The organism is Polyangiaceae bacterium, from assembly GCA_015075635.1.
GTDB lineage: Bacteria > Myxococcota_A > Polyangia > Polyangiales > Polyangiaceae > JADJKB01.
Genome location: JABTUA010000001.1, coordinates 1894505 through 1920312 on the forward strand (window position 1 = coordinate 1894505; position 25808 = coordinate 1920312).

Here is a 25808-nt window from a genome sequence, read left to right on the forward strand (position 1 = left end):
GGATTAGTCCGCATACCCGTGCTCCTGGCCGTGCTTGTCGAAGCGAGTCTCTCCGCCGATCTCCCAAGTGTCCACGATCGCCATGATCACGGCGTCGCAGGGGCGATCCTTCGTGACCTCCGTCTGCCTCGCCGAAGAGCCCGACGCGTACAGCACGTATTCGCCGACGCCGCAGCCGACGGCGTCGTTGGCGACCACGTAGCCGCCCTCGGCCAGGCTCTCCGGGTTGACCTGGCGCAAGAGCATGAACTTCAGCCCGTCGAGCTTCGGATCCTTGCGCGTCGCGACCAGGGTCCCGACCACTTTTGCCAGGAGCATCGGCTCTCCGCCTTACTTGCCGCCCCGTGACTTGAGCTCCGCGGCGACCTCGTCTTGACGGCCGAGCGGGAGCCGCAGGTCCACGTTGACGTGGGGGCGCGCGATGATGTGAGTGGCGACGATCTCGCCGACGCGGGCGGCGTTGGCCTGACCCGCTTCGACCGCGGCCTTCACCGCCGCGACGTCGCCGCGGATGATCGCGGTGACGTAGCCCCCGCCGGTCTTCTCGTAGGCGACGAGCTCGACCTTCGCCGCTTTGACCATGGCGTCGGACGCCTCAACCATTGCCGCGAAGGAGCGGCACTCGATCATACCCAATGCTTCGGCCATTTCCGTTCTCCGTGTTGCTCAGGCGTTGTCGTATCGCCGCTGGAAGGATTACTCGTCTACTTGCCGGCTCGCCCAGCGAGCCCGTTGATTGCTCTCTCTGCCGCCGGCACCGCGACGTCGATGTCGCGGTCCTCGCCGGCCAGGTACACGCGCCCGAGCGAGCCGAAGCTCACGATCTCGAGCACCTTGATGCGCGCGGCCTTCTCGGCCTCGTTCGCGGCCAGTGCCGCGTTCGCCGCGGGCTGCACCTCCAGCGTGTACAAGGTCTGCCCGGCCACGATCATGTGGCCGTGACGCACGCGGTTGATGAGCTGCGTCTGCCGATCGTCCAGGTGCCGAATCACCGTCGAGGACAGGATCTCCGGCTTGATGCGCGACGACTCCTCGGCGCCGATCTCCTTCAGGATCGCTTCGCCCGCGCGCCGCACCTCGGCCTGCTCGTCGTGGTGCAGCTCGAGCAGCCCGTACAGGCGCTCTACGATCTGCATGCCGGGCTTGACGCTGGTCGCCTTGACCGCGATGTCGGTGAGGCGGTTGATCTCGATGCCGGGCGCGATCTCGATGAAGAGCGACGCCTGGCCGCGCACCGGCAAGAAGCCCTTCGCCACCGTCCCGAGGAAGGCGGCGTGCTGCGGCTGCAGCGAGTCCAGGAACACGAAGCTTCGGAGGTCGACCACGGCTCAATCCTTCCGCGAGGACTTCGCCTCGCGCCCCTTCAGCGACTCGATGGCTTTCTGCGCTGCGACGCTCGCGACGTCGATGTCGCGCTGCTCGCCGCCCAGATACACGCGACCGAAGGCACCGGTCATGCGCACGTCGATCACGTTGATCTCCGCGGCCTTCTCCGCCTCGTTGGCGGCGAACGCGGCGTATCCGGCGGGCTCGACCTCCATGATGAAGAGCGACTCCTGCGCGATCAGCATCATGCCCTGGCGGCTGCGGTTGATCAGCTGAACCTGCTGGTCGTCCACGTGCTTGATGACCTGCGAGGAGAGCACCCTGGGCTGGATGCGGTCCTCCTCCTTGAGCTCGAGCGCCGCCAGGATGGCGCTGCCGGCCTGCCTGACGTCGGCCTGGGAGGGGCTGTGGATCTCGAGCATGCCGTACAGGCGCTCGACGATCTGCATGCCGGGCCGGACGTCCGTCGCCTTCACGGCGATGTCGGTGACTCGGTTGATCTCGATGCCCGGCGAAATCTCGACGATCAGCGAGGCCTCGTGCGCGACGGGCAAGAACCCCTTGGCGATGGTGCCGAGGTAGGCCGCCAGCTGCGGCTGTAGTGAATCCAGGAAAACGAAGCTTCGAAGGTCGGCCATCTGGCTCTTCTCACCTTTCGAGACGGCTAATAAGCGGCCTTCGCCGACGACTGGTCGGACGCCTGTCCGCGGGACTCTTGCACGATCTTCACACCCACGGACGCGCCGATGCGGGTTGCGCCGGCCTGGATCATCTTGCGCGCGTCCTCCGCCGAGCCCACGCCGCCCGACGCCTTCACGCCCAGGCGGTGGTCGACGGCGGTGGCCATCAGCGTGACGTCGTGCACCGTGGCGCCGCCCTTGGCGAACCCGGTCGAGGTCTTCACGAAGTCCGCCCGCGCCTTCTTGGCCGCGACGCAGCCGGCGATCTTCTCCTCGTCGGTGAGCAGGGCCGTCTCCAGGATGACCTTGAGGATTGCGCGCCCGTCGTGCACGGTCTCGGCGACGGCCCGGATGTCGTCGTACACGTGTTTGTGGTCGCCGCTCTTCAGCGCGCCGATGCAGATCACCATGTCGATCTCGCGCGCGCCGTCGCGGATGGCGCGGCGCGCTTCCAGCGCCTTGATGTCCGGCGGCGTGGCGCCGAGCGGGAAGCCGATGACCGTGCACACGAGTGACGACGAGCCCCGGAGCCGGTCGGCGCAGCGCTTCACGTACATCGGGTTCACGCACACCGACGCGAATCCGTACTTCTTGGCCTCGTCGCACAGCTTGTCGATGTCCGAATAGGTCGCTTCTGGGCGCAGCAGCGTGTGATCGATGTACTTGGCGATGTCCTCCGGCACGGCGCCCAGGCCCGGCGCGCTGGCCAGGCGCATGGGTCGGCCGGCCCCGACGATGGCCCGAACGCTGTCCGTGCGCTTGGAGATGCAGCTGCCACAGGCGACGCAGCGACCGTCGGCGCAGAAGCTCGGCGCTCCACCGGGTAGGTCGGTTGCGGCGGCGAGCAGCGACGGGTTCGCGGAGAGCACGTCGACAATCGCTTGAACGAGCGACGCGCGATCGGTGCTGGTCATGTGCTCGCTGATCCTCTTTTCGTGAGTGGATGCAGGGGGACTTCTGCCTGCATCGAGCGCGTCGATCATCGCCACGCGGCGCTTGTGGCGGTCGAGAGTACAGTCGGTCGTCAGAAAGACGTCAAGGACTTTGAGGGCAGTTTCTTCGCTGAGATAGCCGGCCCCGAGCGTGAGCACGTTCGCGTCGTTGTGCTCGCGAGCGTTCTTCGCGGTCGCAACGTCGAACGCCATCGCCGAGCGCACACCAGGGATCTTGTTCGCGACCATGCCCGAGCCGATGCCCGCGCCGTCCACGACGACGCCGCGCCACGCCTCGCCGCGCGCGACCGCGAGCGCTGCCGCACGGGCGAACACCGGGTAGTCGCAGGCTTCCTTGCCGTGTGTTCCCACGTCGAGGACGGGCACGCCGAGCTTGCCGAGGTGGCGCTTCAGCGCCTCCTTGAGCTCGAAGCCGCCGTGGTCGCTGCCGAGGACGACTGGCCCGGCGGCATGGATGGGCGTGCTCATCGGGAAGGCTCGGACGGTAGAGCATTTCGCGCCACCTTGCGAGAGCGCCGGATCGGAGTCGACAGTGCGCGCTTTCCGGCAGTAGACCTAGGGGGTGGACCCCGAGCGCAGGCCCTTCATCGCCGGCAACTGGAAGATGAACGTGGGCGGGCCGGAGGCCGCCGCGCTCGCCCTCGCCGTCGCCGGCGCGGTGCGCGCGCACGACGCGGTGGACGTGCTGGTCGCGCCGCCGTTCACCGCGCTCGCTGCCGTGCGTGCTGCGCTCGACGACGCCGGGAGCCGCGTCGCGCTCGGCGCGCAAAACATGAGTGAAGAGGCGGACGGCGCGTTCACCGGAGAGATCTCCAGCAGCATGCTACGCAGCGCCGGGGTGACCTGGGTGCTGCTCGGTCACAGCGAGCGCCGGCAGAAGAGCGGGGAGACGGACGACCTCGTTGCCAAGAAGACCGCCCGCGCGATGACCACCGGGCCTCGGCCCATCGTGTGCGTGGGCGAGACGCTCGCGGAGCGCGAGGCGGGCGACACGCTCGTGGTGGTCGCGCGTCAGGTTCGCGCCGTGGTCGAGGCGCTCGGGCGTCAGCCCGGCTTCGGCGCCATCGCCTACGAGCCCGTCTGGGCCATCGGCACGGGCAAGGTGGCGAGCCCCCGGGACGCCGAGACCGTCCACGCTTCGATCCGCGCGCTCCTGGCGCGCGCTTCGCCGGAGCTCGCGAGGAGCACCCGCATTCTCTACGGTGGCAGCGTCAAGGCGGACAACGCGGCGGAGCTCCTGGCCCAGCCGAACATCGACGGCGCGCTGGTCGGAGGCGCGTCGCTCGACGCGGCAGGCTTCGCTGAGATCGTCGCGGCCGCCCAGTCCCGAGCCCAGGCATGAGGCTTCAGGACTCAGAGCCAGGGGCACAGGGGCACAGGCTGTGAGGCGCAGGCCCGGGCCCAGGCATGAGGGTTCAGGAATCAGAGCCAGGAGCACAGGGGCACAGGCCGTGAGGCGGGAGGACTCAGGCGCCAGAAATCAGGCGCTCTTCTGCAAGACCTGTCCGGGCGCCGCCCGGCCGGAGGCGGGGCCCGGATCGACTTCACCAGTCTTGCCCCGATCAGATCACGTTCTGCCAATGAGAGATGAGTGAGAACACCGGCCGGGACCGGGGCCGGCCGTTCGTCCCGAGAGATGGGTCGCGTGGCGCTGCGGGGGTCGGCGGAGCGCGAGAGAATCACCCCGGGACCGGGGCCGGCCGTTCGTCCCGAGAGATGGGTCGCGTGGCGCTGCAGGGGTCGGCGGAGCGCGAGAGGGAGGATTCAGGATTCAGGCGCAAGGAATCAGGCGCACTTCCGCGAGACCTGTCAGGGCGCCGCCCGGCCGGAGGCCGGGCCCGGATCGACTTCACCAGTCTTGCCCAGATCCCTAGTGCCCGCTCGGCCTGTCGTGATTCACGAACGCCTGTACGCTCGGCCGCTGCCAGATCTCTTGCGCGTACCGCGTCAGCCGTTCGGGGATGGGATCGCCGTTCGCGATCAAACGCTGGAGCGCCAGCGTGAGCTCGAAATCGGGGATGGTGACGTAGCCGAAGATGTGGCCGGCCCCCTCGGTCACCAGGCGCTCGCAGATCGAGACGAGCTTGTCCCGGGCGGCGAGCGCATTCGCCGAGAGCGGCGCGCTCACCGGTGCGAAGAAGACCGAGCTGGTCGGGCGCTCCTCGCGCAAGGGGCCCAGATCGCTGCGCAGCCAGCCCATGACCTGCCGGGCTCTCGCCCGATCGTGGATCGAGTCGGGCAAGAGGCGCGGATGCTCTGGGGCAGGAAAGCTCTCCTCCAGGTACTCGACGATGGCTGCGGACTCCGAGAGCAAGAAGCCGTCGTGATCGATGCAGGGCACACGCGCGGTGAGCGAGGCGGCGCGGTACTCCGGGGCGCGCTGCTCACCTGCCGCGAGGTCGAGGGTGCGCGCCTCGAAGGGCAGCTCCTTCTCCATCAGGGCGACGAACACGGAGAAGACCCAGGGACTGTCCCAGAGCGGCTCGGCGTAGAGCGTGATCAACCGGAGCTCCCGCCTCCGGCGTAGAGCACCAGCGTGATCGCCTCGATCTGCTCGGCCAGCTTCTGATTGGCGTTGCCGTCGAAGCTGAGCGCTTTCTCCAGCTCCTTCTTGGCGCCTTCGAGGTCGCCCTTGTCGATCAGCTTGCTCGCCTTCTGGGCCGCGAGCTTGGCGCCCCCGGAGCGCGCCAGCTCGTCCAGGCCCTTGCTGCGGAGGCTGATCGGAGGCGGAAGCTCGCTCTTGGGCGCGAGCACGTCTTCCATCCGGCGCTTGCCGCGCTCGAGCCCCATGTCGTAGCGAATGCGCAGCTCGCGATCGCCGAGCACGCGGTAGGCCTCGGTTCCGCGCTGGAAGATCCGCCGCACCGCCGCCTGCACCGGCGCGGGGGTGTCGCGGAACAGATCCGGGTGGAACGACAGAGCGAAATTCCGGAACGCCTCGCGCAGCGCTTCGTCGTCGCAGATCTCGAGCACGCCGAGGATTTCGTAGTAGGTCGAGTCGTCCAGGACCTCGGCCCAATCCTGCAAGCGCTCGAGCGTGGCTGGATCGGTCATGACATCATCGGCATCGCGGCTTGCCGCGCGGCCATCTCTGCGACGTTGCCCATGTCAGGCACCGCCACGAGCCGCACCGTGACCTGCGCCTCGTGCCCCGTCGCCACGTCCACGGCCCGCACGTTGAGGATGCCGTCGGTGTCGAGGCCGAAGACCACGTCGATCTTGACCTGGCCCCGCGCGGCGGGTCGCAGCCCAGACAGCTCGACCTCGCCGAGCAAGGTGTTCTCGCGGAAGAGCTTCGACTCGCCCTGGGCCACGCGCACGCGCACCGTGGTCTGGTTGTCGGCGGCCGTCACGAAGGCACGGCTGCGCTCGCAGGGCACGGGAGAGTTGCGAGCGATCACCGGATCGCAGAAGCCCTGCACCGTCTCCACGGTCAGCGTGAGCGGAGTGACGTCGACCAGGAGCGGCGCGCCCGGGCCGGGTGGCATCTGCTGGGCCGCGGGGCTCGGGGCCGGGCCGAAGCCCGCGACGCCGACGCCCGCGGCGACGCCGAGGGGCGGCGCCCAGGGCGGAACAGCCGGGCCCGGGGCAGGCTCGGGCGAAGGGGCCGGCGCGTAGGGCGAGGGTGCACCGAAGGGTGCGCCCGGCGCGAACGGCGGTGGCATGCCCGGCGCCGGGCTCGGGGCACCGAGCGGAAACTGCATCTGCGGCATCGGGGAGGTGGGGACGGCGCCTGCGCTCGCGGGCGAGACCAAGGTGCTGGCCTGGCCGAACGGCCCCGGTGCAGGCGCCGGCGCCGGCGCGACGGGCTGCGTCTGCGGGATGCCGGCGAGCAGCGGGCTCGGCGAGGTTGGCGTGGTCAGCGAGCCTGGGACGCCGCGCATGGGCGGGGGAGGAGGTTGCGCGGGCAGCTGGAGCGTCCCGCCGAACGGCGCCGGAGCCTTCGCCTGGGGCGAAGTCGCCGTGTCCATCGTCATGTCCTCTTCGTCGGGAATGCTCGGCAACGGCAGGGCCTGCTCGTCGATGGAGACGCGTGAGCCCGTGCGGCGCTTGTGCACCTCGGTGACTTCGTCGGTGGACTGCGGCCCCGCCATGCGCCGGAGTTGCTGCGTATTCGGCGCTTGGAGCGCGCTCGGATCGTCGTACTGAATTTCGTCGTCGCTGAGCCGGTAGGAGACGCTCTCGTCCTTCGGCTTGACCACGGGCTGCTGCGGCTGCGGCTGCGTCGTGCGCGGCTTCTGCGGCGTGCTGGCGTAGCGCGCCAGGAAGCTGGCGATGTGGCCGGCCTCCGCCGTCGGGTCGTCGAGGCCTGGCAGGTTGATCGGGCCCCGTTCGGGCGGAACGATCTGGCTCGGGCCGTCGGAGCCCATGCCCGGGTCGGTCATGCGCCGGGCCTTCTCCGCCTCGGGTCCGAGGCCGGCGCCGGTCGGGAAGCGTCCCTTGGCGCCGAGCCCTGCGACGGTACCGGGTGGCTCCGTACCGGGGGGCGGCGCCACGCCGGGTCCACCTGGGACCACCACGCGCTGCGCGGCGCCGACGGGCAGCTGCCGCGCGCCCGAGTCGGCCTGGATCCCCGGGCTGGTCGGGCTTCGGCTGCGTCCGCCGTAGGGCTCGGTGTGCGGGTCGGCGGAGACCGGCGGCGTCTGCATCATGTGGGGCGGCCAGGTCTGGCCCTTGCGGGCCATGGGCCCCCGGGCGGCGGGCGCCGGGGCCGCCGGCAGCTCGCGGCGCCGCTCCGTCGCGGCCGTGAGCGCCGTGGCCTGGATGGCCGCGCCGATCGCCACCACCTCGTCGGGGCTGATGTGGCCGAGCACCGGGCGCTTGAAGAACCCCTCGACCCGCTGGCGCACCAGCGGGATGCGCGTCGAGCCGCCGACGAGCAGCACCTGGTCGAAGTCGCTGGCGCTGAGGCGCGCGATACTCATGGCTTCGCGGCACACCTCGAAGGTGTGCTCGACGATCGGACCGACCATCGCCTCGAACTCGGCACGGTTCATCCGGAACTCGAGATCGAGCGGACGGCCCCCGGCGCCGTGCGCCACCTCCGGCAAGTGGAGCGTCACTTCGTTCTCGCGCGAGAGGCGGATCTTCAGCTCCTCCGCCGCGGCGCGCAGTCGCTCGAACGCTTGAGGGTCACCGCGCGGATCGGTCTTGTGCTGCTGAAGGAAGGCGGTGGCCATGCGCTCGGCCAGCGCCAGATCGATGTCGTCACCACCCAGGAAGGTGTTTCCGGCGGTCGCCAGCACCTCGAACACGTTTTCGCTCAGGTCGAGCAACGTGACGTCGAACGTTCCACCGCCGAAGTCGTAGACCGCGATGCGCTCGTTGGTGTTCTTGCCATAGCCGTAGGCGAGCGCCGCCGCCGTGGGCTCGTTCAAGATGCGCATGACCTCGAGCCCGGCGACGCGGCCGGCGACCTTGGTCGCGGCGCGCTGCAGATCGTTGAAGTTGGCGGGGACGGTGATCACCGCCTTCTCGACCGGGCCGACGGCTGCCTCGGCCACCGCCTTGGCGCGACGCAGCACGAAGGCGCTGATCTCCGGCAGCGTGTAGGACTGCCCTCGGGCGACGACCAGCGCGGCCTGCCCGGGTCCCTCGCGCATCTCGAAGGGGAAGCGCTCGCGCGCCGTCTTGACCTCTTCGCTCTCCCAGCTCCTGCCGATCAGGCGCTTGATCGAGTAAATGGTGTTGGGAGCGTCGACCAGGCGGCGCTCCTTGGCGGCCTTGCCCACCAGCACGTTGCCGCTCGGGTGGAACGACACGACCGACGGGATCAGGCGGTCCCCGTGCTCGTCGGCCAACGCTGCTGCGTGCCCGTCCTTGACCACGCCGACGACCGTGTTGGTCGTGCCGAGGTCGATTCCAACTACCGTCATGCTGCGTGTTCTCCGTGCGCTCGGGTCGAGCCGAGGTCGTTCTTGTCTGGGTGGGCGAAGTCCGCCGCGATCAGCTCGAGCGCCGCATCGTACCAGCGCTGGACCTGGCGCTCGAAGGGCCACATCCAGCCGTAGTCCGGCCCGGTGAAGCGACGCACGATCTGGGCGCGCAGCTCGGGTGAGCGGGCTGCCCCGAGGCCGCAGAGCTCCGCCGTGGCGCGTAACGTCTCGGTGTAGGCCTCCCACTCGATGCGCGCGCGGCCGTAGGCCAGGCCGAGGGGGAAGATGGGGAGAAAGTACAGGAACGCCATGAGCGGCAGGCCGAGGCGGCGGCGCTGGCGCAGGTGGACCCGCTCGTGCCGGAGCACGATGGCCCGCTCGACGTCCGGCGCGTCGTGCCAGCAATCAGGGACGTACAGGGTGTCTCCGATGACCGTGTGGTAGACGGTCAAGTACCCGCTCTGCTTGCCGATTGTCACGATTTTGAGCGCGCGGTCGATGGCGCGGCTGAGCCCGTCGCCGCGCTTGTCCACGATGCGAAAGCGCGGGAACTCTTCGGCAATCTCATCGATCAGGCGAGCAGCGAGCTCCACGAGGGAGGATCCTAGCTCGATTCGTGCGTCCCGTCCGTTTCACGGGGTGCCCAGCCGATCTCCGGGCCCGAGCTGACGTCCATTGAGCAGGTCGGCGGCTGCGAGCTCCTTCTTGCCCTCGAGCTGGGCCCGCAGGATTTCGAAGCTGCCCGTCCCTGTGGCCACCAAGAGCTCGCGGCCGATCCCCAAGGCGACACTGCCGGGAGCCCCAGGGGCGGCCTCACGCCCCAGCCGCGCGCGGGTGACTCGCAGGTGCTTGCCCCGGAGCGAGGTGTGCGCGCCGGGTCGGGGTGCCATCGCGCGGACGAGGTTCACGAGCTCCAGCGCCGGGCGCGACCAGTCGATCCGCGTGTGCTCCTTGGTGATGAGCGGCGCGTGGGTCGCCCGAGCCTCGTCCTGGGGCCGGGCGACGACCTCGCCGGACAGGACCCGGCCGAGATCCTGCCGGACCACCAACGCCGCGAGCTCCGCGATGCGCTCGGCCAGCTCGCCCGCGGTCTCGTCCGGGCCGATCGGCAGGCGCCTCTCCAGGAACACCGGACCGGTGTCGAGGCCGGCATCCATCTGCATCAAGCTGACGCCGGTCTCGGTTTCGCCGTTGGCGATGGCCCAGTTGATCGGGGCTGCGCCGCGGTATTTCGGCAACAGTGACGCGTGCAGGTTGAGGCAACCGAGTCGCGGCGCGCCGAGCACGCCTTCGGGCAAGATGCGTCCGTAGGCGAGCACGACGGCGACATCGGCGCCTTGCCCTCGGAGCCACGACTCGAGCTCACCGGTCCTGACCTTGGTCGGCTGGTGCACCAAGAGGCCGAGCGCGCTCGCCGCCTGCTTGACCGCTGGCTCGGCGAGCGCAAGGCCGCGGCCTGCGGGGCGGTCCGGCTGGCAGACCACCGCCACGAGCTCGGTCGTCTCGGCGAGGGCCCGGAGGGCTGGCACCGCGATCGCGGGGGTACCGAAGAAAACGCTGCGAATCGTGGACAAGGGTCGTGGCCCTCCGAGAGCGGTGGCCAGCATAGACGCGTTCGGGGACCGTGCTTAGCTTGACCCGCGTGCCCGAACGTCACAAAAGCCGGGGGACCCCCCGCTTCGGGTCGAGAGGTAATCCATGAGTGAGAAGAAGAAGCCCGCGTCCTCCGCCCCGACCTCCGATGAAGAGGTGCGCTTCGGCGACGAGCTGGCGGTGCTGCCGATCCGAAACGCCGTGCTCTTCCCGGGCGCGGTGGCGCCGTTCGACGTGGGCCGTGAGAAGAGCGTCGCCCTGGTCGAAGACGTTCACAACCTCTCGTCTCCCGTGATCGCCATTTTCGCCCAGCGCGATCCCTCCACGGACGACCCGGGGGCGGACGACTTGTACCCGGTGGGCTGCGCGGCGCGGGTGCTCAAGGCGCTGAAGCACTCCAGCGGGAACTACTCGCTGATTTTGCAGGGCCTCACCCGCATCCGCCTGGACGGCCTCACCCAGAGCACGCCCTACTTGAAGGCGAAGATCGCCAAGGTGGAGGCGCCGCCGGTCGAGGACGTGGAGGCCGAGGCGCTGGCGATGAGCCTGCGCGACGTGGCCAAGCAGGTGATCCAGCTGATGCCGGAGCTGCCGCGAGAGGCCGGCTCGCTGATCGACTCGATCCAGGCGCCGGGCGCGCTGGCCGATCTGGTGGCCGCGAACCTGGACGCCCCGGTCGAGGAGAAGGCGCAGCTCATCGAGACCATCGAGGTCAAGGAGCGCATCCGCAAGGTGCTCCGCCTGCTCACCCGCCAGCTCGAAATCCTGAAGATGCGCGAGCGCATCAACTCCCAGATCAAGGAGGAGATGGGCAAGAACCAGCGCGAGTACGTGCTGCGCCAGCAGCTCAAGGCCATCAAGGAAGAGCTGGGCGAGGACGAGGGCGATCAAGGCGATCTGGACGGGCTCGAAGAGCGCATCGCCAAGGCGAACCTGCCGAGCGAGGCCGACAGCGTGGCCAAGAAGCAGCTCAAGCGCCTGCGCTCGATGCAGGTGGGCAGCGCGGAGTACACGGTGGTCCGCACCTACCTGGACTGGATCCTCGATCTTCCGTGGAGCACCTCCACGGAGGACAACATGGAGATCATGGAAGTCCGGAAGGTCCTCGACGAGGACCACTACGGGCTCGAGAAGGTCAAGAAGCGCATCGTCGAGTACCTGGCGGTTCGCAAGCTGAAGAAGGACAAGAAGGGCCCGATCCTCTGCCTGCTCGGGCCCCCCGGCGTGGGCAAGACGAGCCTCGGGCGCAGCATCGCCCGGGCGCTCGGCCGCAAGTTCGTCCGCGTCTCCCTCGGTGGTGTCCACGACGAGGCCGCCATCCGCGGTCATCGCCGCACCTACGTGGGCGCGCTGCCGGGCCAGATCATCCAGGGCATGAAGAAGGCCAGCACCATCAACCCCGTCTTCATGATGGACGAGGTGGACAAGATTGGGCACGACTTCCGCGGTGATCCCAGCGCCGCGCTGCTCGAGGTGCTCGATCCCGAGCAGAACAACACCTTCGCCGACCACTACCTGGAGATCCCCTACGACCTGTCGAACGTGATGTTCGTGGCGACGGCGAACGTGGCCGATCCGATCCCGCCGCCGCTACGCGACCGCATGGAGATCCTGGAGATCCCCGGCTACACGCGGCGCGAGAAGCTCGCGATCGCGCGCCAGCACCTGATCCCGAAGCAGCTCGAGGAGCATGGGCTCAAGGAGGAGCAGGTGAAGATCCTGGACGAGGCCGTCGAGGAGATCATCGAGCACTACACCCGGGAGGCAGGCGTCCGCTCCCTCGAGCGCCAGATCGCCAGCGTCATCCGCGGCGTGGCCGTGAAGGTCGCAGAGGGCGACCACACGCCCCGCGTGATCAAGACCGAGGACGACCTGCGCGAGTACCTCGGGCCCGTGAAGTACACGAGCGAGGTCGCGGAGCGCACGGAGGAGACGGGCGTGGCCACGGGCCTGGCCTGGACCAGCGTCGGCGGCGAGATCCTCTTCATCGAGGCGACCCGCATGTTCGGCTCCGGCAAGCTCCAGCTGACCGGCCAGCTCGGCGACGTGATGAAGGAGAGCGCTCACGCGGCGCTGTCCTACGTCCGCACCAACGCCGAGAAGTACAACATCCCCAAGGACTTCCTGGAGAAGAGCGACATCCACATCCACATCCCGGCCGGCGCGATGCCCAAGGACGGGCCCTCCGCCGGCGTCACCATGTTCACCGCGCTGGTGAGCCTGCTCACCGGCATCCGGGTGCGGCACGACGTGGCGATGACCGGTGAGATCTCGCTGCGCGGGCGGGTGCTGCCCATCGGCGGTCTCAAGGAGAAGACGCTCGCCGCCCACCGGGCGGGCATCAAGCGCGTGCTGGTTCCCGAGCGGAACAAGGCCGACCTCGAGGAAGTGCCGAAGGAGGTCCGGGACGAGCTCGAGTTCGTCATCGTGAACAAGCTCGACGAGGTCCTGGCTGCGGCGCTCGAGAGCATGCCGCAGCCGAGCCAGGCGTATCTCGACGCCGTGGCTGCCGGCAAGGAAGCCCAGCCGCACTCGAACTGACTCAGCCGGTACGCGCCAGCTCGGCGCCCCGGCACTCGAAGCGCCTGAGCACGACCTTGCCGGCCATCCAGGAGCCGACCAGGAGCGCGCTGCCAGTCCAGACGGCGCGCGCATTCGAAGCGGAGAACGCCTGCGGCAACAGCGGGCCGAGCCCACCGAGCGGGCCGGACAGGTCGAGGGCGAGGCGCGGCGTGCCGGGGGCGCTGAACAGCGGCCGCCCCAGGCGGCACTCGAGCTTCACGGCTGAGAGGTCCACCTGGCGCTCCCGGGCGTTCAGGTCCCCGATGCGCACTCCGCGCCGCGCGTCGCCGCACTGGAACACGAACAGCGCGTCGTCACCCACCTTCGTCGCGCCGAGCGGAAGACAGCCGGGCGCTGGCGTCGCGACGCCGACGTAGAACGGCTCTCGCTGCCGCATGAAGGTGGTCACGTCGGGTCGGCGGTCGGCCTGCGAGCAGAAGCCGTAGTGCCAGCGCTCCTTCACCAGCTCGAAGCCGGCCAGGGGCGCCGAGCATGGGCTCGGGACGCTGATGGGCAAGCCACGTGGTTCAGGCCCGGTGGCGAGGAGCTCGCGGAAGCGGAACTGCGCGCAGCTCGGCCCTTTGGGCTCCGCGCAGGGCTCGTCCGCCCCGCGCACCAACGCCACCATCTCGTTCTTGTCGCTCACCGCGAAGCCGACGTGCCCGCGCTTGGTGACGTCCCCGAGCGTGGCGGCCGTCAGGGCGAACACGGGAGAAAACGAGCGCGTCTCGGCGTCGCCCAGGGTGCCCCAGCTGGCCGCCCCGGTCGCGGAGCGCGTGACGAAGGCCAGTCCGACGCGGCTGCCCAAGCTGCCACCCGCCAGCTCGACCACGCTCTCTTCGGGCGCGCCGGGGACCGAGAGCGCCTCGCCACGGGCTCGTCCTGCGGCGTCGAGCAGCGCGATCTGGAGGCCGCTCGGGCCGCCCCAGGCCAGGAGGGCGCCGTCCTCGACTGCGAGGAGCTCGAACGCCACCTCGCCGCTCACGGGGCGCTCGGGCAGCGGCGCGAGCGGCGGCTCCACGCTGGGGACGAGTGACGGGGCCGGCGCCGGGGGTCCCGGGCGTGCCTTGCAGGCCGTGAGGAGCAGCAGCGCTGCGAGCGTCAGCGATCGTCCCACAGTCGGATCCCGCCGCGCAGTCCCTGGACGTTCTCGAAGCGCACGACGTTCTCGGGCAGCTCGACCTGGAGCTTCTTGGCGTTGCCGCCGCCGAGGTAGAGCAGGTCGTAGTTGAAGATGGGAGCGAGCTGGTCGAGCATCTCGCGCACGCGCCGGCTCCAGCGCTCCTTGCCGACGCGGTCGAGCTCCTTCTCCGCGACGCGCTCCTCGTAGGTCTGCCCCTTCTTGAACGGGTGATGACCGAGCTCCAGGTTCGGTACCAGGTGGCCGTTCGTGAACAGGGCCGCGCCGAGGCCCGTGCCGAGCGTCAGCACCATCTCGACCCCCTCGCCGCGCACCACGCCGTAGCCTTGCAGATCGGCGTCGTTGACCACGCGGGTCGGCCGGTCCGCGAGCTCGGCGATCTCCGTCTCGAAGGCCTGCCCGGCCCAGAGCGTGGTGTCCAGGTTCGGCGCCGTCTTGACCACCCCGTGGCGCACCACCCCGGGGAAGCCCACGCTCACGCGGTCGAACGGCCGCTGCTCTGCGAACATGCGCCGGAGCACCTCGAGCACGGCCTCGGGCGCCGCCGGGCGCGGCGTGAGCTCGCGGCTTCGCTCCGTCACCGGATGTCCGGCGGCGTCCAGGACCAGCATCTTGATCCCGGTGCCGCCGATGTCGACCGAGAGGGTTCGCGGGGAGGCGGTGTTCATGCGAGGAATGGGCTCCGGCCCGCGAGCGTAGACGAGCGAGGCGGCGCTGCCCATGGTTCGGGCTCCGGTTCTTCGCGCTTGGTGGCGTCCGCCGCTGTCCGCCTTAGTCGAGGTCGTTGTCGAGGTGCACTCAGGAAGCGTCAGGCGACTTGCCCCAGCTGACCCGGGGAGCGCGCCGGCCTCGCCGGTGTTTCCGTGGGTCTTGGTCTCAGTGGCGGATCGCGATCCGCTCATGCAAAGACCGAGACCGAGGGCACGCTTCGGTCTTCGGGTTGCGGCGGTCGAACGAGGCCGGTACCGTGGCGCGCCCGTGTCCCGCTTGGGCCTCTTCGCCTGGATTGGTCTTTGGGCGTGCGCCGAGGCGCCGGCGCCGGCGGAGCCGCAGCCTGCGCCGGGCGCTGCCGGGCAGAGCGCGGTCGTCGCGTCGCCGGCGGAGCCCGCCGCGAGCGAGTGCCGCGCGCGCATCGCGGCCGCCGAGGGCGCGCCCGCCGAGCCTGGCGCACCGGGCTTCGAGGCGCGTCGCGCCGAGATCTTGGGGCGCGCCAAGGCCGAGCCGGTGTTGTTCCGCCGCGCACCGAAGCCCGCGGAGGACGTCTCGACCGAGGTGCGGAGCCTGCGGGCGCAGCTCGCGGCGAGCCCCTCACCGGGCTGGGCGCTGCACGGCGTGTTCAAGACCGTGCGGAACCGGCCCGAGGTGGCCCGCGCGCTTCTGCTCTCGGAGGGCTACCTCTACTCCGAGATCCCCGAGCTCGCCGCCAGCTTCGTCGACGTGGTCGAGCTCCATCACCTGTTCTCCGAGCCCGAGATCACCGTGCAGCGCGGCACGCAGCTCCTGCGGGCGAAGAAGAACAAGGGCTTCTGGTACGAATACGTGGACGGACCGGAGCGCGGGCAGCGCGCACGCTTGCTCCTGCTCGACCGCGTCTGGCCGAGCGGCAAGGAGCCGGGACCGCCGCTCCACCTGAGCCTGCGCGGCGTGGTGCTCGAGGCCGGCATCGAGCGCGTGCGCGTGCGGCACATCGGCGCCGAGCACGTCGTGATGGACGCGCGGCACGGCAACGACTGGGTCCCGACGCTGCTCTCCATCAAGGAAGGCGGCAGGCTCTCGGTCGAGTGCCAGGCCGTGCCCGAGGGCAGAGATGACGAGGTGGCGCACGCGCGGGAGCTGGCTCTCAGGCGGCAACGTGTGCTCTCCAGCTTGCGCTCCGCCATCGTCGAGATGGTCGGCGAGGCGTTGCCCTTCGACGAGCCAAGGACGGAAGAAGGCCAACAGGACGGCAACCTGCGCCCCGCTTGGCGCTGGGCCTACACCCACGGCTGGGACTCGTACACCTTCAACGACGACACCTACCTGGTGTTCGACGCCAAGGGCCGGCCCAAGGTACCGCAGGTGTGCATCGACTTCGTGACCGATGCCTTCGAGCGCGCCGGCGGGACCTGGTGGGCGCCGAGCGGGGCCGAGCGAGAGCGCATCCGCGGCAGCGTGGACTTCGACGACATCGGCATCGTGAACCGGCGCAGCGTGGACGTGTTCATCCGTTTCGCCGCAGAGCGGCCCGAGATGTTCGACGTGTACGGCTTGGGGGAGAGCGAGCGCGTGCGTTTCTTCGAGCGCCAGACGTTCTTCACGCACCTCGCGGAGCACGCGGACCGCTACTTGCCCGGGGACGTGGTGGCGATTCACGGACCGCGCAGCGACGGGGAGAACCACTGGCACTCCTTCTTCGTCTACGACGCCGACCCGATCACGGGCCTGCCGACCCTGCTCGCGTCGAACGCCGGCAAGCCGCGCATCCGCTCCTGGGAGGGAGAGATGCGGGCGGCTCCGCGGCGCAGCATCCACACCCGGGTGCGGCCACGCCTCGGTTGGCTCGAGTCGATCGTGAAGCCAGATACGGCGGTGACGGAGCGCGAGCCGGCGCCGCTGATCTCGGCGCCCATCTGAGCCATGAAGCGCGCGCTCCCGGTCCTCGTGGCACTCGCGCTCTCGGCCTGCGCGAGCCCGTCTCCGAACGCTCGCTGGCGCCCCGATCCACCCCCGGCCAAGGGCACCGCCGTCTCGGCCCCCGCGCCGCGTGACGACGGGCGGCTACCCGCCGGGGTCAGGCCCACCCGCTACAACCTGGAGCTCACGGTAGACCCGAGGGACAAGAGCTTCTTCGGGCGGGTGCGCATCGGCGTCGAGGTGGCCACGCCGACGCGGGTCATCGTGCTGCACGCCAAAGGGCCGAAGATCCTCACCGCGGCCGTGAGCTCGGAGACGCAGAAGCTCTGGGCCAAGGCGAGCACGCGTCGGGCGGCCCACGGCAAGGAAGAGCCGGAGGAGCTGGTGCTCGAGCTCGAGCGGGAGCTGCCGGCGGGCAAGGCCGAGATCGACCTGCAATACGAGGCGCCGTTCGGCCCGAGCCTGGGCGGCCTGTACCGGGTGGAGGAGGGCGGCCAGAGCTACGCCTTCACCCAGTTCGAGCCGAACGATGCGCGGCGCGCTTTCCCGTGCTTCGACGAGCCGGGCTTCAAGGTGCCCTATCAGCTGTCGCTGACCGTGCCGGAGGGATTCACGGCGGTCGCCAACACGCCAGAGCTCCGGCGGCGCGAGAACCGTCAGAGCGGCCTGGTCAGCTACGAGTTCGCGCCCTCGCCGCCGCTGCCTTCCTACCTGGTCGCGTTCGCGATCGGCGCTTTCGAGATCCGTGAAGGCGCGCGGGATCCGGTGCCGATCCGCCTGGTGACGCTGCCGGGCAAGAGCCGGCTGGGACAGCTCGCCCTCGACGTCGCGCGGGAAGAGCTCGGCGTGCTCGCGGACTACTTCGGCGTCGCGTACCCCTACGCGAAGCTCGATCTCGTGGCCGTCCCCGAGTTCGGCGCCGGCGCCATGGAGAACGCGGGGCTCGTCACGTTCCGCGAGGAGCTGCTCCTGCTCGACGAGGCGCGGGCGTCCCTGGACGCGCGCCGAGGCCTGTACGGCATCATGGCGCACGAGCTCGCTCACCAATGGTTCGGCAACCTGGTGACCATGAAGTGGTGGGACGACCTCTGGCTCAACGAGGGCTTCGCCACCTGGATGGGCGCCAAGGTCGTCGAGCGCGTCAAGCCCGCGTTCGGCGTGGATCTGGAGCGCGTCAGCGACAAGCAGTGGGTGATGGGCGTGGACATGCTGGCGAGCGCGAGGCGCATCCGCCAGCCGGTGCGCGGGTCGAGCGAAGCCCTGGAGGCCTTCGACGGCATCACCTACGTCAAGGGCGCGAGCACCCTATCCATGATCGAGAGCTACGTGGGGGAGGCCGCGTTCCGGCAGGGTGTCCGCGACTACTTGGGCACTCACCGCTTCGGCAACGCCGAAGCCCGGGACCTGTTTTTGGCGCTGGGCAAGACCAGCGGCAAGGACGTGGCCAGCGTGATGAGTAGCTTCGTCGATCAGAGCGGCGTGCCGCTGGTCGACGTGTCGTTCGGCTGCGAGGGAAAGAAGCTCGCGATCACGCTGAGTCAGCGCGAGTACCGTCCGCTCGGGAGCATGGCGCCGTCCGCCGCCAAGAGCTGGCTGGTCCCGGTGTGTCTGGGCTTGCCGAACGAGCGCGTGTGCACGCTGCTCGGCAAGGAGCCCGCCCGCGTGGAGCGCGAGGTGAGGAGCTGCCCGGCCGCCGTGCACCCCAACGCCGACGAGCGCGGCTACTACCGCTACGGCTTGCCCAAGGCCGCGTTGCTCGCCCTCGCCAAGCAGCCGACGCTCTCGCTGCGCGAGAAGGTCGGGCTGCTCGGCAACTCTTGGGCGCTGGTCCGGAGCGGCGACCTCGAGCTCGCTACCTACTTCGAGCTCTTGCCCCACTTGCTCTCGGGGCAGAGCCACGTGCTCTGGGACCAGCTCACGGATTCCTTGCGCGAGGTTTCGCGGGCCCTGGAGAGCGACTCGACGCGGAGCGCGTTCCAGGCGCGCGTGCGCCTGCTCGCCGGCAAGGAGGGCAAGCGCTTGGGTTTCCGTCCGACCGCTGGCGAAGCCGAGGGCACGAAGCTCGCCCGCAACCTGGTGCTGAGCCTGCTCGGCGATCTGGGCGCCGAACCCTGGGTGCTCGGCGAGGCCGACAAGCTGGCCGGAGCATGGCTCGACCAGCCCGGAGCCGTGGACCCGGACGTGGCGCGGGTGGCGCTGCCGCTGGCAGCGAGGCGAGGGGACGAGAAGCTCTTCATCCGCCTCTTCGAGCGCATGAAGCAGGCGAGCACGCCGGAGGAGCGTCTGCTGGCTTTGTCGGGCCTGTCGGCCTTCGACGATCTGGTGCTGGTCGAGCGTCTGCTCGGCTACGCGCTCGACGGCAGCATCAAGGTCTCGGATCTGCGCTACGTGTTCCCTCCGCTCTTCCAGCGCCGGGCGACTGCGAAGCCGACCTACCTGTGGCTGACTCGGCACTTCGACGCGCTCAAATCCAGGCTGCCGAGCTTCGCGATCGGCAGGTTTCCATGGGTGGCGGCCGCGTTGTGCGACGAGTCCGCGGTGGCGGAGGCCGAAGCCTTCTTCCGGCCGCGCCTCGAGCGAATCGAGGGGGCGGACAAGCACCTAGCCCAGGCGGCGGAGGCGGGTAAGCTCTGCGCCGCTCTGCGCGCCGGGCGGTCCCGGGCGTTCGAGGAGCTGTTCGGAGGCAAGCCGTGAGCAAAGAGCGCATCAAGTTCCCCGTCCGTATCGGTCTGCTCGGCTGTGGCACCGTCGGCGGCGGGGTGATCCGACTGATCCAGGACAATCAGGAGTACCTGACCTCGCGAGTCGGCGCGCCGCTCGAGATTCGCCACGTCCTGGTCCGCGACCCGGAGAAGGACCGCGTGCCGGAGTGCCGCCGTGAGTGGATCACGACGGACGCCGAGGAGCTGCTCGGCAAGGACATCGACGTCTTGGTCGAGGTGATGGGCGGCGAGGAGCCGGCGAAGTCGCTGATCGAGCGCGCCATCCGCGAAGGCAAGAGCGTGGTCACGGCCAACAAGCTGCTCCTGGCCAAGCATGGGCCGGAGTTGGTGGACGAAGCCGTCGAGGCAGGTGTGGACCTCGCCTTCGAGGCGTCCGTCGGCGGCGGCATCCCCATCATTCGTACGCTGCGCGAGGCGCTGACCAGCGACTGGGTCGAGAGCGTCCACGGCATCCTGAACGGCACCTGCAACTACATCCTGACGCGCATGCGCGACGGCAAGGTCAGCTTCGACGTCGCCCTGGCCGAGGCGCAGGCCAAGGGTTACGCGGAGGCCGACCCCAGCCTGGACGTGGACGGGCACGACGCGGCGCAGAAGCTGTGCGTGATCAGCATGCTGGCTTTCGGCGCCAACGTGCGCGAGGCGGACGTGCCCGTCGAGGGGATCCGCCCCGTCGATCAGCTCGACTTCCGCTTCGCCGAGCGCTTCGGCTACACCATCAAGCACCTGGTGATCGGCAAGGATCTCGGCGACCGCATCGCATTGCGAGTCCACCCGGCGCTGATCCCGCGCGGGAGCGTGCTGGCGAACATCGACGGCGTGCTGAACGGCGTGCTCATCGTCGGCCGTGGGCTCGGACCCTGCCTCTTGGTCGGGCGAGGGGCCGGCGACATGCCGACGGCCGTGAGCGTCGTCGCGGACATCGTGGACGTTGCGCGCTCGAAGATCGGCGGCGAGCCGGGCCTCTCCACGCGCGGCATCCAGACCAAGGAGCGGCAGCTCGCGCCCATCACGGAGGTGCTGTCGCGCTTCTACCTGCGCTTCGACGTGGAGGATCGTCCGGGCGTCCTGGGCAAGATCGCCACCGGCCTCGGGGAGGCCGGGGTCAGCATCGAGCAGATGGTGCAGGAGGGGCGCGCGGACGAGGCGAGCGGCGCCGTGCCGGTGCTGATCATCACCCACAGCTGTCGCGAAGGCGCGGTGCGCGCCGCGCTCGACGCCATCGGGCGCGAAGGCTTCATGCGCGGGCGCCCGCGCCTGTTGCGTATCGAGGACGTGTGACGTGACGGACGCCCCGCTCGGTGTGTTCGACTCGGGCCTCGGCGGGCTGACGGTGGTGCACGCGTTGACGCAAGCGCTGCCGGACGAGCACATCGTCTACCTCGGCGACACCGCGCGCGTGCCGTACGGGACGCGCTCGGCGGAGACCGTCGTGCGCTACGCGCGGGGCTGCGCCAAGGTGCTCACCGGCCGGGGAGTCAAGGCGTTGGTCATCGCCTGCAACACCGTGAGCGCCGTGGCGCTCGAGATCCTGCGCGCCGAGCTCGACCTGCCCGTCGTCGGCGTGGTGGAGCCGGGCGCGCGGGCGGCGGTGGAGGCGGCGGAGGCCGAGGCGCGCTCGCGGGGGCAGCCGGTGAAGATCGGCGTGCTCGGGACTCAGGGCACCATCCTGAGCGGAGCGTACCCGCGGGCGGTGAGCCAGCTCTCGACGCGCCTCGATGTCGTCGGACAGGCTGCCCCGCTCTTGGTGCCGCTGGTCGAGGAGGGGTGGCTCGATGGGCAGGTCCCGGAGCTCTGCGTGCGGCGCTACCTGGAGCCGTTGTTCGCCCAAGGCGCCGGCGTGATCGTGCTCGGTTGCACGCACTACCCGCTGCTCGCACCGGTGATCGCGCGGGTCGCGGAGGAGCTGGCCGGGCACGCGGTGCCGATCGTGGACAGCGCCCTCGCCACCGCGCGCGACGTCACGCGACTGATGCAGGAGGGTCGGCTCTCGCCGGCCGGTCCCTCTGGCTCGGAGACGCCTCGGCTGGAGGTTTTGGTCACCGATCGGCCGCGGTCCTTCGCCGAGGTGGCCAGCCGTTTTCTGGGCGAACGGGCGCCCGAAGTGGCGCAGATCGACCTCGGCTGAGCGTCCGGCGGGTGCCGCTCGACGGGGCTGGGTGCTATGAGACGAAGCGCGTCTCTGGTGACTTCCGCTCGCTTTCGAACCGCCATCGTCATCGCCGCGCTCGCCGCGTGCGGGTGCAATCGTGCGTCCGCGACCAAGCCCGAGCCGCCCGCAGGCTCTGCCAGCGCGCGGCCCGCAACGGGGGCCCCACCGCTCTTCGCCCGCGGCCATGTGGTCAGCCAGAGGACGGTCAGCGTCACCGTGCCCACGGTCGGGACGCTCGCCGCCAACGAGTACGTCAGGGTGGTGAGCGAGATCTCGCGGCGCTTGGTCAAGGTGCACGTCGAAGAAGGCGCGGTGGTGAAGAAGGGCGCAGTGCTCTTCACGCTGGACTCCTCGGACCTCGGCGCCGACGTCCGGCGCCTGGAAGTGAAGAAGAAGCTCCTGGCGTCCCAGGAGGCGCGATCGAAGCAGCTCCTCTCGCAGAACCTGGTCAGCCAGGCCGAATACGATCGGGTCAAGAGCGAGCTCGACGAGATCACGGCCGAGATCGGCACGCGGGGCGTGACGCTGCAAAAGACGCGCATTCGTGCGCCCTTCGCCGGAAGGGTCGGGCTCCGGCGCGTCAGCGTCGGCGCCTGGGTCACGCCGGAGACCCTGCTGACCACGCTCTCGGACACCTCCAGGCTGAAGGTCGATTTTGCCCTGCCCGAGCGCTACGCGCCGGACCTGCGGGTCGGGCACGAGTTCTTCTTTCGGGTCGCAGGCCGAGCGGAGCGCTTCAAGGGCCAGGTCATCGCCATCGAGCCGGAGATCGACCGAGCCACGCGCAGCGTGAGCGTGCGCGGTCTGACCGAGAACCCGGGCGACGTGTTGGCGAGCGGCGGGTTCGCCAACGTCGAGGTGCCCATCGGCGCGGACAAGCCGGTCCTGACGGTCCCGGCCCAGGCGCTGGTGCCCAGCGTGAAGGGGCACGGCGTCTGGGTCCTCGCCGACGGTAAGGCCAGCCTGCGCCCGGTGGAGATCGGCCAGCGCAGCGCCGACGACGTCGAGGTCGTGTCGGGCCTGTCCGCCGGCGAAACGGTGCTCGTCAACAACCTGCTCCGGCTGCGGGAAGGTGCTCCCGTGACCCTCGAAAAGTGAGGCCTCCGTGAACGTCGCGGAGCTCAGCCTACGCCGCCCGGTGCTCGCGCTGGTGGGATCCCTGGTCCTGCTCGTGCTCGGCGTCGTGGGCTTCCGCTTCCTGGGCGTGCGCGAGTACCCCGCCGTGGATCCGCCCGTCGTCACCGTCACCACCAACTACCCGGGCGCGAACCCGGACGTGATCGACTCGCAGATCACCGAGCCGCTCGAGCAGGCGGTGAACGGCGTGGCTGGAGTGCGCAACATCGCCAGCACCTCGCGGGAGGGTCAGAGCGCCATTCGCGTCGAGTTCGCCATCGGCACCGACGTGGACGCGGCGGCCAACGACATCCGCGACAAGGTCGCCGGGGCCGTGCGCCGGCTGCCCGCGGACGTGGACCCGCCCATCGTCGAGAAGGCCGACGCCGACGCCTCGCCCATCGTCTTCATGACGGTGCAGAGCGACGACAAGAGCATCCTGGAGGTCAACCACGTCGCCGACACGTTGATCAAGGAACGGATGCAGACCATCCCCGGCGTGAGCACCGTGCGCATCTTCGGCGAGAAGCGCTGGGCCATGCGCCTGGCCATGGACGCCGAGCGCATGGCGGCCCACCGGGTGACCCCGCAAGACGTGCAAGAGGCGCTGCGGCGCGAGAACGTGGACCTGCCGGCGGGGCGCGTCGAGGGCAGCGCCGTCGAGATCGGCCTCCGGGCGGTGGGGCGACTGTCCACCCCGGAGGAGGTCAACCGCATGGTGATCCGGCAGGAAGGCGGCCGGCAAGTCGAGTTCCGTGACATCGGGCACGCCGAGCTCGGCGCCGAGAACCTGCGCACCGGCGTCAAGCAGAACGGCGTGCCCATGGTGGGCGTCGCCATCGTGCCGCAGCCGAACACGAACGCCATCGAGATCGCCGACGAGTTCTACCGGCGCTTCGCCGACGTGAAGAAGTCGATCCCGCCGGGGTTCCGCGTCGACATCGGCTACGACTTCACGACCTACGTGCGGCGCTCGATCCGCGAGGTCGAGGAGGCGCTGGGCACCGCCTTCATGCTGGTCGGTGCGGTCATCTTCGCGTTCCTGCGCAACTTCCGCTCGACGCTGGTGCCCGTGATCGCCATCCCCGTCAGCATCATCTCCACCTTCTTCGTGATGTACCTGGCGGGCTTCACCATCAACATCCTGACGCTGGTGGCGCTGGTCTTGGCCATCGGCCTGGTGGTGGACGACGCCATCGTCGTGCTCGAGAACATCTACTCGAAGGTCGAAGCGGGCATGAGCCCATTCGACGCCGCGCTGGTGGGCTCTCGCGAGATCTACTTCGCGGTGATCTCCACGACCATCACCCTGGCCGCGGTGTTCTTGCCCATCGTCTTCTTGCAGGGGCTCACCGGAAGGTTGTTCCGCGAGTTCGCCGTCGTGGTGGCGGGCTCGGTGCTGATTTCGGCGTTCGTGGCCCTCACTCTGTCGCCGGTGATGTGCCGCTTCCTCTTGAAGCAGCACACGAACCCGAGCTGGTTCTACCGGGTGACCGAGCCGTTCTTCGTCGGCCTGAACCGGATCTACCGGCGGGCGCTCGGCGGTTTCCTGCGCGTGCGCCTGCTGGCGGCGCCCATCGTCGTCGGTGTGGTGGTGCTGGCCGTCTTCATCGGCGGCAAGCTGAAGTCCGAGCTGGCCCCGCTGGAGGATCGGTCCAACATCCGCGTGGGCGTGCGGGCTCCGGAGGGCGCGACCTACGAGTACACCGCGGCCCAGCTCGACAAGCTGGCGGCGCTGGTGAACCAGAGCGTGCCGGAGCTGTCGCGGACCTACTCGATCACCGGGCTCTTCGGCGGGCCGGTCAACACCGGCGTGCAGAACATCTACCTGAAGGAACCCCACGAGCGGAAGCGCTCGCAGGAGCAGGTGTTCCAGGCGCTCTCGCAGAAGCTCAACGGCTTCACCGATCTGCGCACCTTTCCCGGACAACCCCCGACCATCGGCAACCGCTTCTCGGGCATGCCGCTCCAGTACGTGATCCAGGCGCCGAACCTGGAGGCGCTGGCAGAGGTCTTGCCGAAGGTGCTCGAGCAGGCGTCGAAGAACCCGATCCTGCGCTTCGCGGACTCGGATCTGAAGTTCAACCGCCCCGAGGGCGTGATCCAGATCGATCGCGCCAAGGCCACCGAGCTCGGCATCAGCGTGGCCGACATCGCGCGCTCCCTCGATCTCTCCTACGGCGGACGGCGCTACGGCTACTTCGTGATGAACGGCCGTCAGTACCAGGTGATCGGCGAGGTCGAGGCAGCCGATCGCAACGCTCCGGAGGCGGTGCGCCGGCTCCACGCGCGGGGTCGCGGCGGACAGATGGTGGCGCTCGACAACCTGGTCAGCATCCAGGAGGTGACGGCGCCGGCTGCCATCTACCGCTACGACCGCTACGTTTCCGCCACCGTGTCCGCGGGACTGGCGCCCGGGTACGCGCTCGCCGACGGCATCAAGGCAATGGACGCCGTGGCGGCGAACACCCTCGATCAGAGCTTCCGCACCTCGCTCGCGGGTGAAGCTCGCGATTTCTCCGAGAGCTCGACCAGCCTGTTCTTCGCCTTCGGCATGGCCATCCTGCTCATCTACCTGGTGCTGGCCGCGCAGTTCGAGAGCTTCGTCGATCCGCTGATCATCCTGTTCACCGTGCCGATGTCGCTGCTCGGCGCCCTGTCGAGCCTGTGGCTCACCGGGCAGACCATGAACATCTTCAGCCAGATCGGCATCATCATGCTGATCGGCATCGTGACCAAGAACGGCATCCTGATCGTCGAGTTCGCGAATCAGCACAAGGCCGAAGGGATGTCGCCCAGAGAGGCCGCGCTCGAGGCCGCGGCCGCGCGCTTCCGTCCCATCGTGATGACCACGCTCACCACCATCCTCGGCATCCTACCCATCGCGCTGTCGCTCGGCAGCGCTTCCGGCAGCCGGCAGAGCCTGGGCGTGGCGGTCGTGGGGGGCCTCGCGGTGTCGACGCTGCTCACGCTGTTCGTGGTGCCGGCGGTGTACGCGCTCCTGTCGAGGAAGCGCGCGCCGCAGCCGGCGCACGGGCTCGCCCCGGCCGAGAGCCCGGGGGAGTGAAGAACA

Annotated in this window: 20 protein-coding genes and 1 pseudogene; 8 read left to right on the forward strand and 13 right to left on the reverse strand. The window is 69.7% G+C overall.

The window, feature by feature from the left end; translation table 11 throughout:
- Window positions 1–3: 3 nt before the first annotated feature.
- The 6 genes and pseudogenes from HS104_08525 to HS104_08550 form a co-directional block, all read right to left on the reverse strand.
- Window positions 4–318, reverse strand: a complete 315-nt coding sequence (locus tag HS104_08525; protein ID MBE7480014.1) for a EutN/CcmL family microcompartment protein — start codon at window positions 316–318, stop codon at window positions 4–6.
- Between the two features lie 12 nt (window positions 319–330).
- Entirely contained in the window at window positions 331–648 is a 318-nt protein-coding gene (locus HS104_08530) for a BMC domain-containing protein (protein ID MBE7480015.1), read from the reverse strand.
- Window positions 649–704: 56 nt separating this feature from the next.
- Window positions 705–1325, reverse strand: a complete 621-nt coding sequence (locus HS104_08535; GenBank protein ID MBE7480016.1) for a hypothetical protein — start codon at window positions 1323–1325, stop codon at window positions 705–707.
- Between the two features lie 3 nt (window positions 1326–1328).
- Window positions 1329–1964, reverse strand: a complete 636-nt coding sequence (locus tag HS104_08540) for a hypothetical protein (protein MBE7480017.1) — start codon at window positions 1962–1964, stop codon at window positions 1329–1331.
- Window positions 1965–1990: 26 nt separating this feature from the next.
- Window positions 1991–2722, reverse strand: coding sequence for a deoxyribose-phosphate aldolase (deoC, locus tag HS104_08545; protein ID MBE7480018.1), 732 nt, complete (start codon window positions 2720–2722; stop codon window positions 1991–1993).
- A gap of 246 nt (window positions 2723–2968) precedes the next feature.
- Window positions 2969–3427: pseudogene (locus HS104_08550) on the reverse strand (RpiB/LacA/LacB family sugar-phosphate isomerase).
- Window positions 3428–3563: 136 nt separating this feature from the next.
- Here HS104_08550 and HS104_08555 point away from each other — a divergent pair.
- Window positions 3564–4301, forward strand: coding sequence for a triose-phosphate isomerase (locus HS104_08555; GenBank protein MBE7480019.1), 738 nt, complete (start codon window positions 3564–3566; stop codon window positions 4299–4301).
- Between the two features lie 528 nt (window positions 4302–4829).
- Here HS104_08555 and yfcF read toward each other — a convergent pair.
- The 5 genes from yfcF to HS104_08580 are packed head-to-tail and all read right to left on the reverse strand — an operon-like array spanning window position 4830 to window position 10400.
- The gene (gene yfcF, locus HS104_08560; GenBank protein ID MBE7480020.1) at window positions 4830–5462 is read right to left on the reverse strand and encodes a glutathione transferase; all 633 of its coding nucleotides are present in this window, start codon (window positions 5460–5462) and stop codon (window positions 4830–4832) included.
- Window positions 5459–6013 (reverse strand): J domain-containing protein, encoded by a 555-nt coding sequence (locus HS104_08565; GenBank protein MBE7480021.1) that lies wholly within the window; start codon window positions 6011–6013, stop codon window positions 5459–5461. Before HS104_08565 ends, yfcF begins: the two co-directional genes overlap by 4 nt.
- A complete protein-coding gene (locus HS104_08570; GenBank protein MBE7480022.1) occupies window positions 6010–8835 on the reverse strand; it encodes an Hsp70 family protein in 2826 nt (941 codons plus the stop codon). Before HS104_08570 ends, HS104_08565 begins: the two co-directional genes overlap by 4 nt.
- On the reverse strand, window positions 8832–9428 hold the full coding sequence (locus tag HS104_08575; GenBank protein ID MBE7480023.1) for a hypothetical protein: 597 nt from the start codon (window positions 9426–9428) through the stop codon (window positions 8832–8834). The genes HS104_08570 and HS104_08575 overlap by 4 nt, the downstream gene beginning before the upstream one ends.
- Before the next feature lie 39 nt (window positions 9429–9467).
- Window positions 9468–10400: a methionyl-tRNA formyltransferase gene (locus HS104_08580; GenBank protein MBE7480024.1), complete on the reverse strand. Its 933-nt coding sequence runs from the start codon at window positions 10398–10400 to the stop codon at window positions 9468–9470.
- Between the two features lie 133 nt (window positions 10401–10533).
- On the opposite strand from HS104_08580, the gene lon reads away from it, so the two are divergent.
- The gene (gene lon / locus HS104_08585; GenBank protein MBE7480025.1) at window positions 10534–12969 is read left to right on the forward strand and encodes an endopeptidase La; all 2436 of its coding nucleotides are present in this window, start codon (window positions 10534–10536) and stop codon (window positions 12967–12969) included.
- 1 nt (window position 12970) lies between these two features.
- Here lon and HS104_08590 read toward each other — a convergent pair whose 3' ends face one another.
- Together HS104_08590 and HS104_08595 are read right to left on the reverse strand one after the other, a co-directional pair.
- Entirely contained in the window at window positions 12971–14107 is a 1137-nt protein-coding gene (locus HS104_08590; GenBank protein ID MBE7480026.1) for a hypothetical protein, read from the reverse strand.
- A complete protein-coding gene (locus tag HS104_08595) occupies window positions 14092–14799 on the reverse strand; it encodes an ROK family protein (protein ID MBE7480027.1) in 708 nt (235 codons plus the stop codon). The genes HS104_08590 and HS104_08595 overlap by 16 nt, the downstream gene beginning before the upstream one ends.
- A gap of 310 nt (window positions 14800–15109) precedes the next feature.
- On the opposite strand from HS104_08595, the gene HS104_08600 reads away from it, so the two are divergent.
- From HS104_08600 to HS104_08625, 6 genes are read left to right on the forward strand one after another with little or no spacing between them, the layout of a single operon-like run.
- Entirely contained in the window at window positions 15110–16744 is a 1635-nt protein-coding gene (locus HS104_08600) for a hypothetical protein (protein MBE7480028.1), read from the forward strand.
- A 3-nt stretch (window positions 16745–16747) separates the two neighbouring features.
- Window positions 16748–19438, forward strand: coding sequence for a M1 family metallopeptidase (locus tag HS104_08605; GenBank protein ID MBE7480029.1), 2691 nt, complete (start codon window positions 16748–16750; stop codon window positions 19436–19438).
- Entirely contained in the window at window positions 19375–20748 is a 1374-nt protein-coding gene (locus tag HS104_08610; protein ID MBE7480030.1) for a homoserine dehydrogenase, read from the forward strand. The genes HS104_08605 and HS104_08610 overlap by 64 nt, the downstream gene beginning before the upstream one ends.
- A gap of 1 nt (window position 20749) precedes the next feature.
- Complete coding sequence (locus HS104_08615; GenBank protein ID MBE7480031.1) at window positions 20750–21595, forward strand: glutamate racemase; 846 nt, start codon at window positions 20750–20752, stop codon at window positions 21593–21595.
- Window positions 21596–21652: 57 nt separating this feature from the next.
- Window positions 21653–22717 carry an efflux RND transporter periplasmic adaptor subunit gene (locus HS104_08620; GenBank protein MBE7480032.1) on the forward strand — a complete coding sequence of 355 codons (1065 nt, stop codon included), beginning with the start codon at window positions 21653–21655 and terminating at the stop codon, window positions 22715–22717.
- A 7-nt stretch (window positions 22718–22724) separates the two neighbouring features.
- Window positions 22725–25802, forward strand: coding sequence for an efflux RND transporter permease subunit (locus tag HS104_08625; GenBank protein MBE7480033.1), 3078 nt, complete (start codon window positions 22725–22727; stop codon window positions 25800–25802).
- Window positions 25803–25808 lie beyond the last annotated feature (6 nt).

What these genes read in the sequence shown, in the direction of transcription:
- HS104_08525 (MBE7480014.1), bottom strand. Translation starts at nt 318, where the DNA reads ATGCTCCTGGCAAAAGTGGTCGGGACCCTGGTCGCGACGCGCAAGGAT.
- HS104_08530 (MBE7480015.1), bottom strand. Translation starts at nt 648, where the DNA reads ATGGCCGAAGCATTGGGTATGATCGAGTGCCGCTCCTTCGCGGCAATG.
- HS104_08540 (MBE7480017.1), bottom strand. Translation starts at nt 1,964, where the DNA reads ATGGCCGACCTTCGAAGCTTCGTTTTCCTGGATTCACTACAGCCGCAG.
- deoC (MBE7480018.1), bottom strand. Translation starts at nt 2,722, where the DNA reads ATGCGCCTGGCCAGCGCGCCGGGCCTGGGCGCCGTGCCGGAGGACATC.
- HS104_08555 (MBE7480019.1), top strand. Translation starts at nt 3,564, where the DNA reads ATGAACGTGGGCGGGCCGGAGGCCGCCGCGCTCGCCCTCGCCGTCGCC.
- HS104_08565 (MBE7480021.1), bottom strand. Translation starts at nt 6,013, where the DNA reads ATGACCGATCCAGCCACGCTCGAGCGCTTGCAGGATTGGGCCGAGGTC.
- HS104_08570 (MBE7480022.1), bottom strand. Translation starts at nt 8,835, where the DNA reads ATGACGGTAGTTGGAATCGACCTCGGCACGACCAACACGGTCGTCGGC.
- lon (MBE7480025.1), top strand. Translation starts at nt 10,534, where the DNA reads ATGAGTGAGAAGAAGAAGCCCGCGTCCTCCGCCCCGACCTCCGATGAA.
- HS104_08595 (MBE7480027.1), bottom strand. Translation starts at nt 14,799, where the DNA reads ATGAACACCGCCTCCCCGCGAACCCTCTCGGTCGACATCGGCGGCACC.
- HS104_08605 (MBE7480029.1), top strand. Translation starts at nt 16,748, where the DNA reads ATGAAGCGCGCGCTCCCGGTCCTCGTGGCACTCGCGCTCTCGGCCTGC.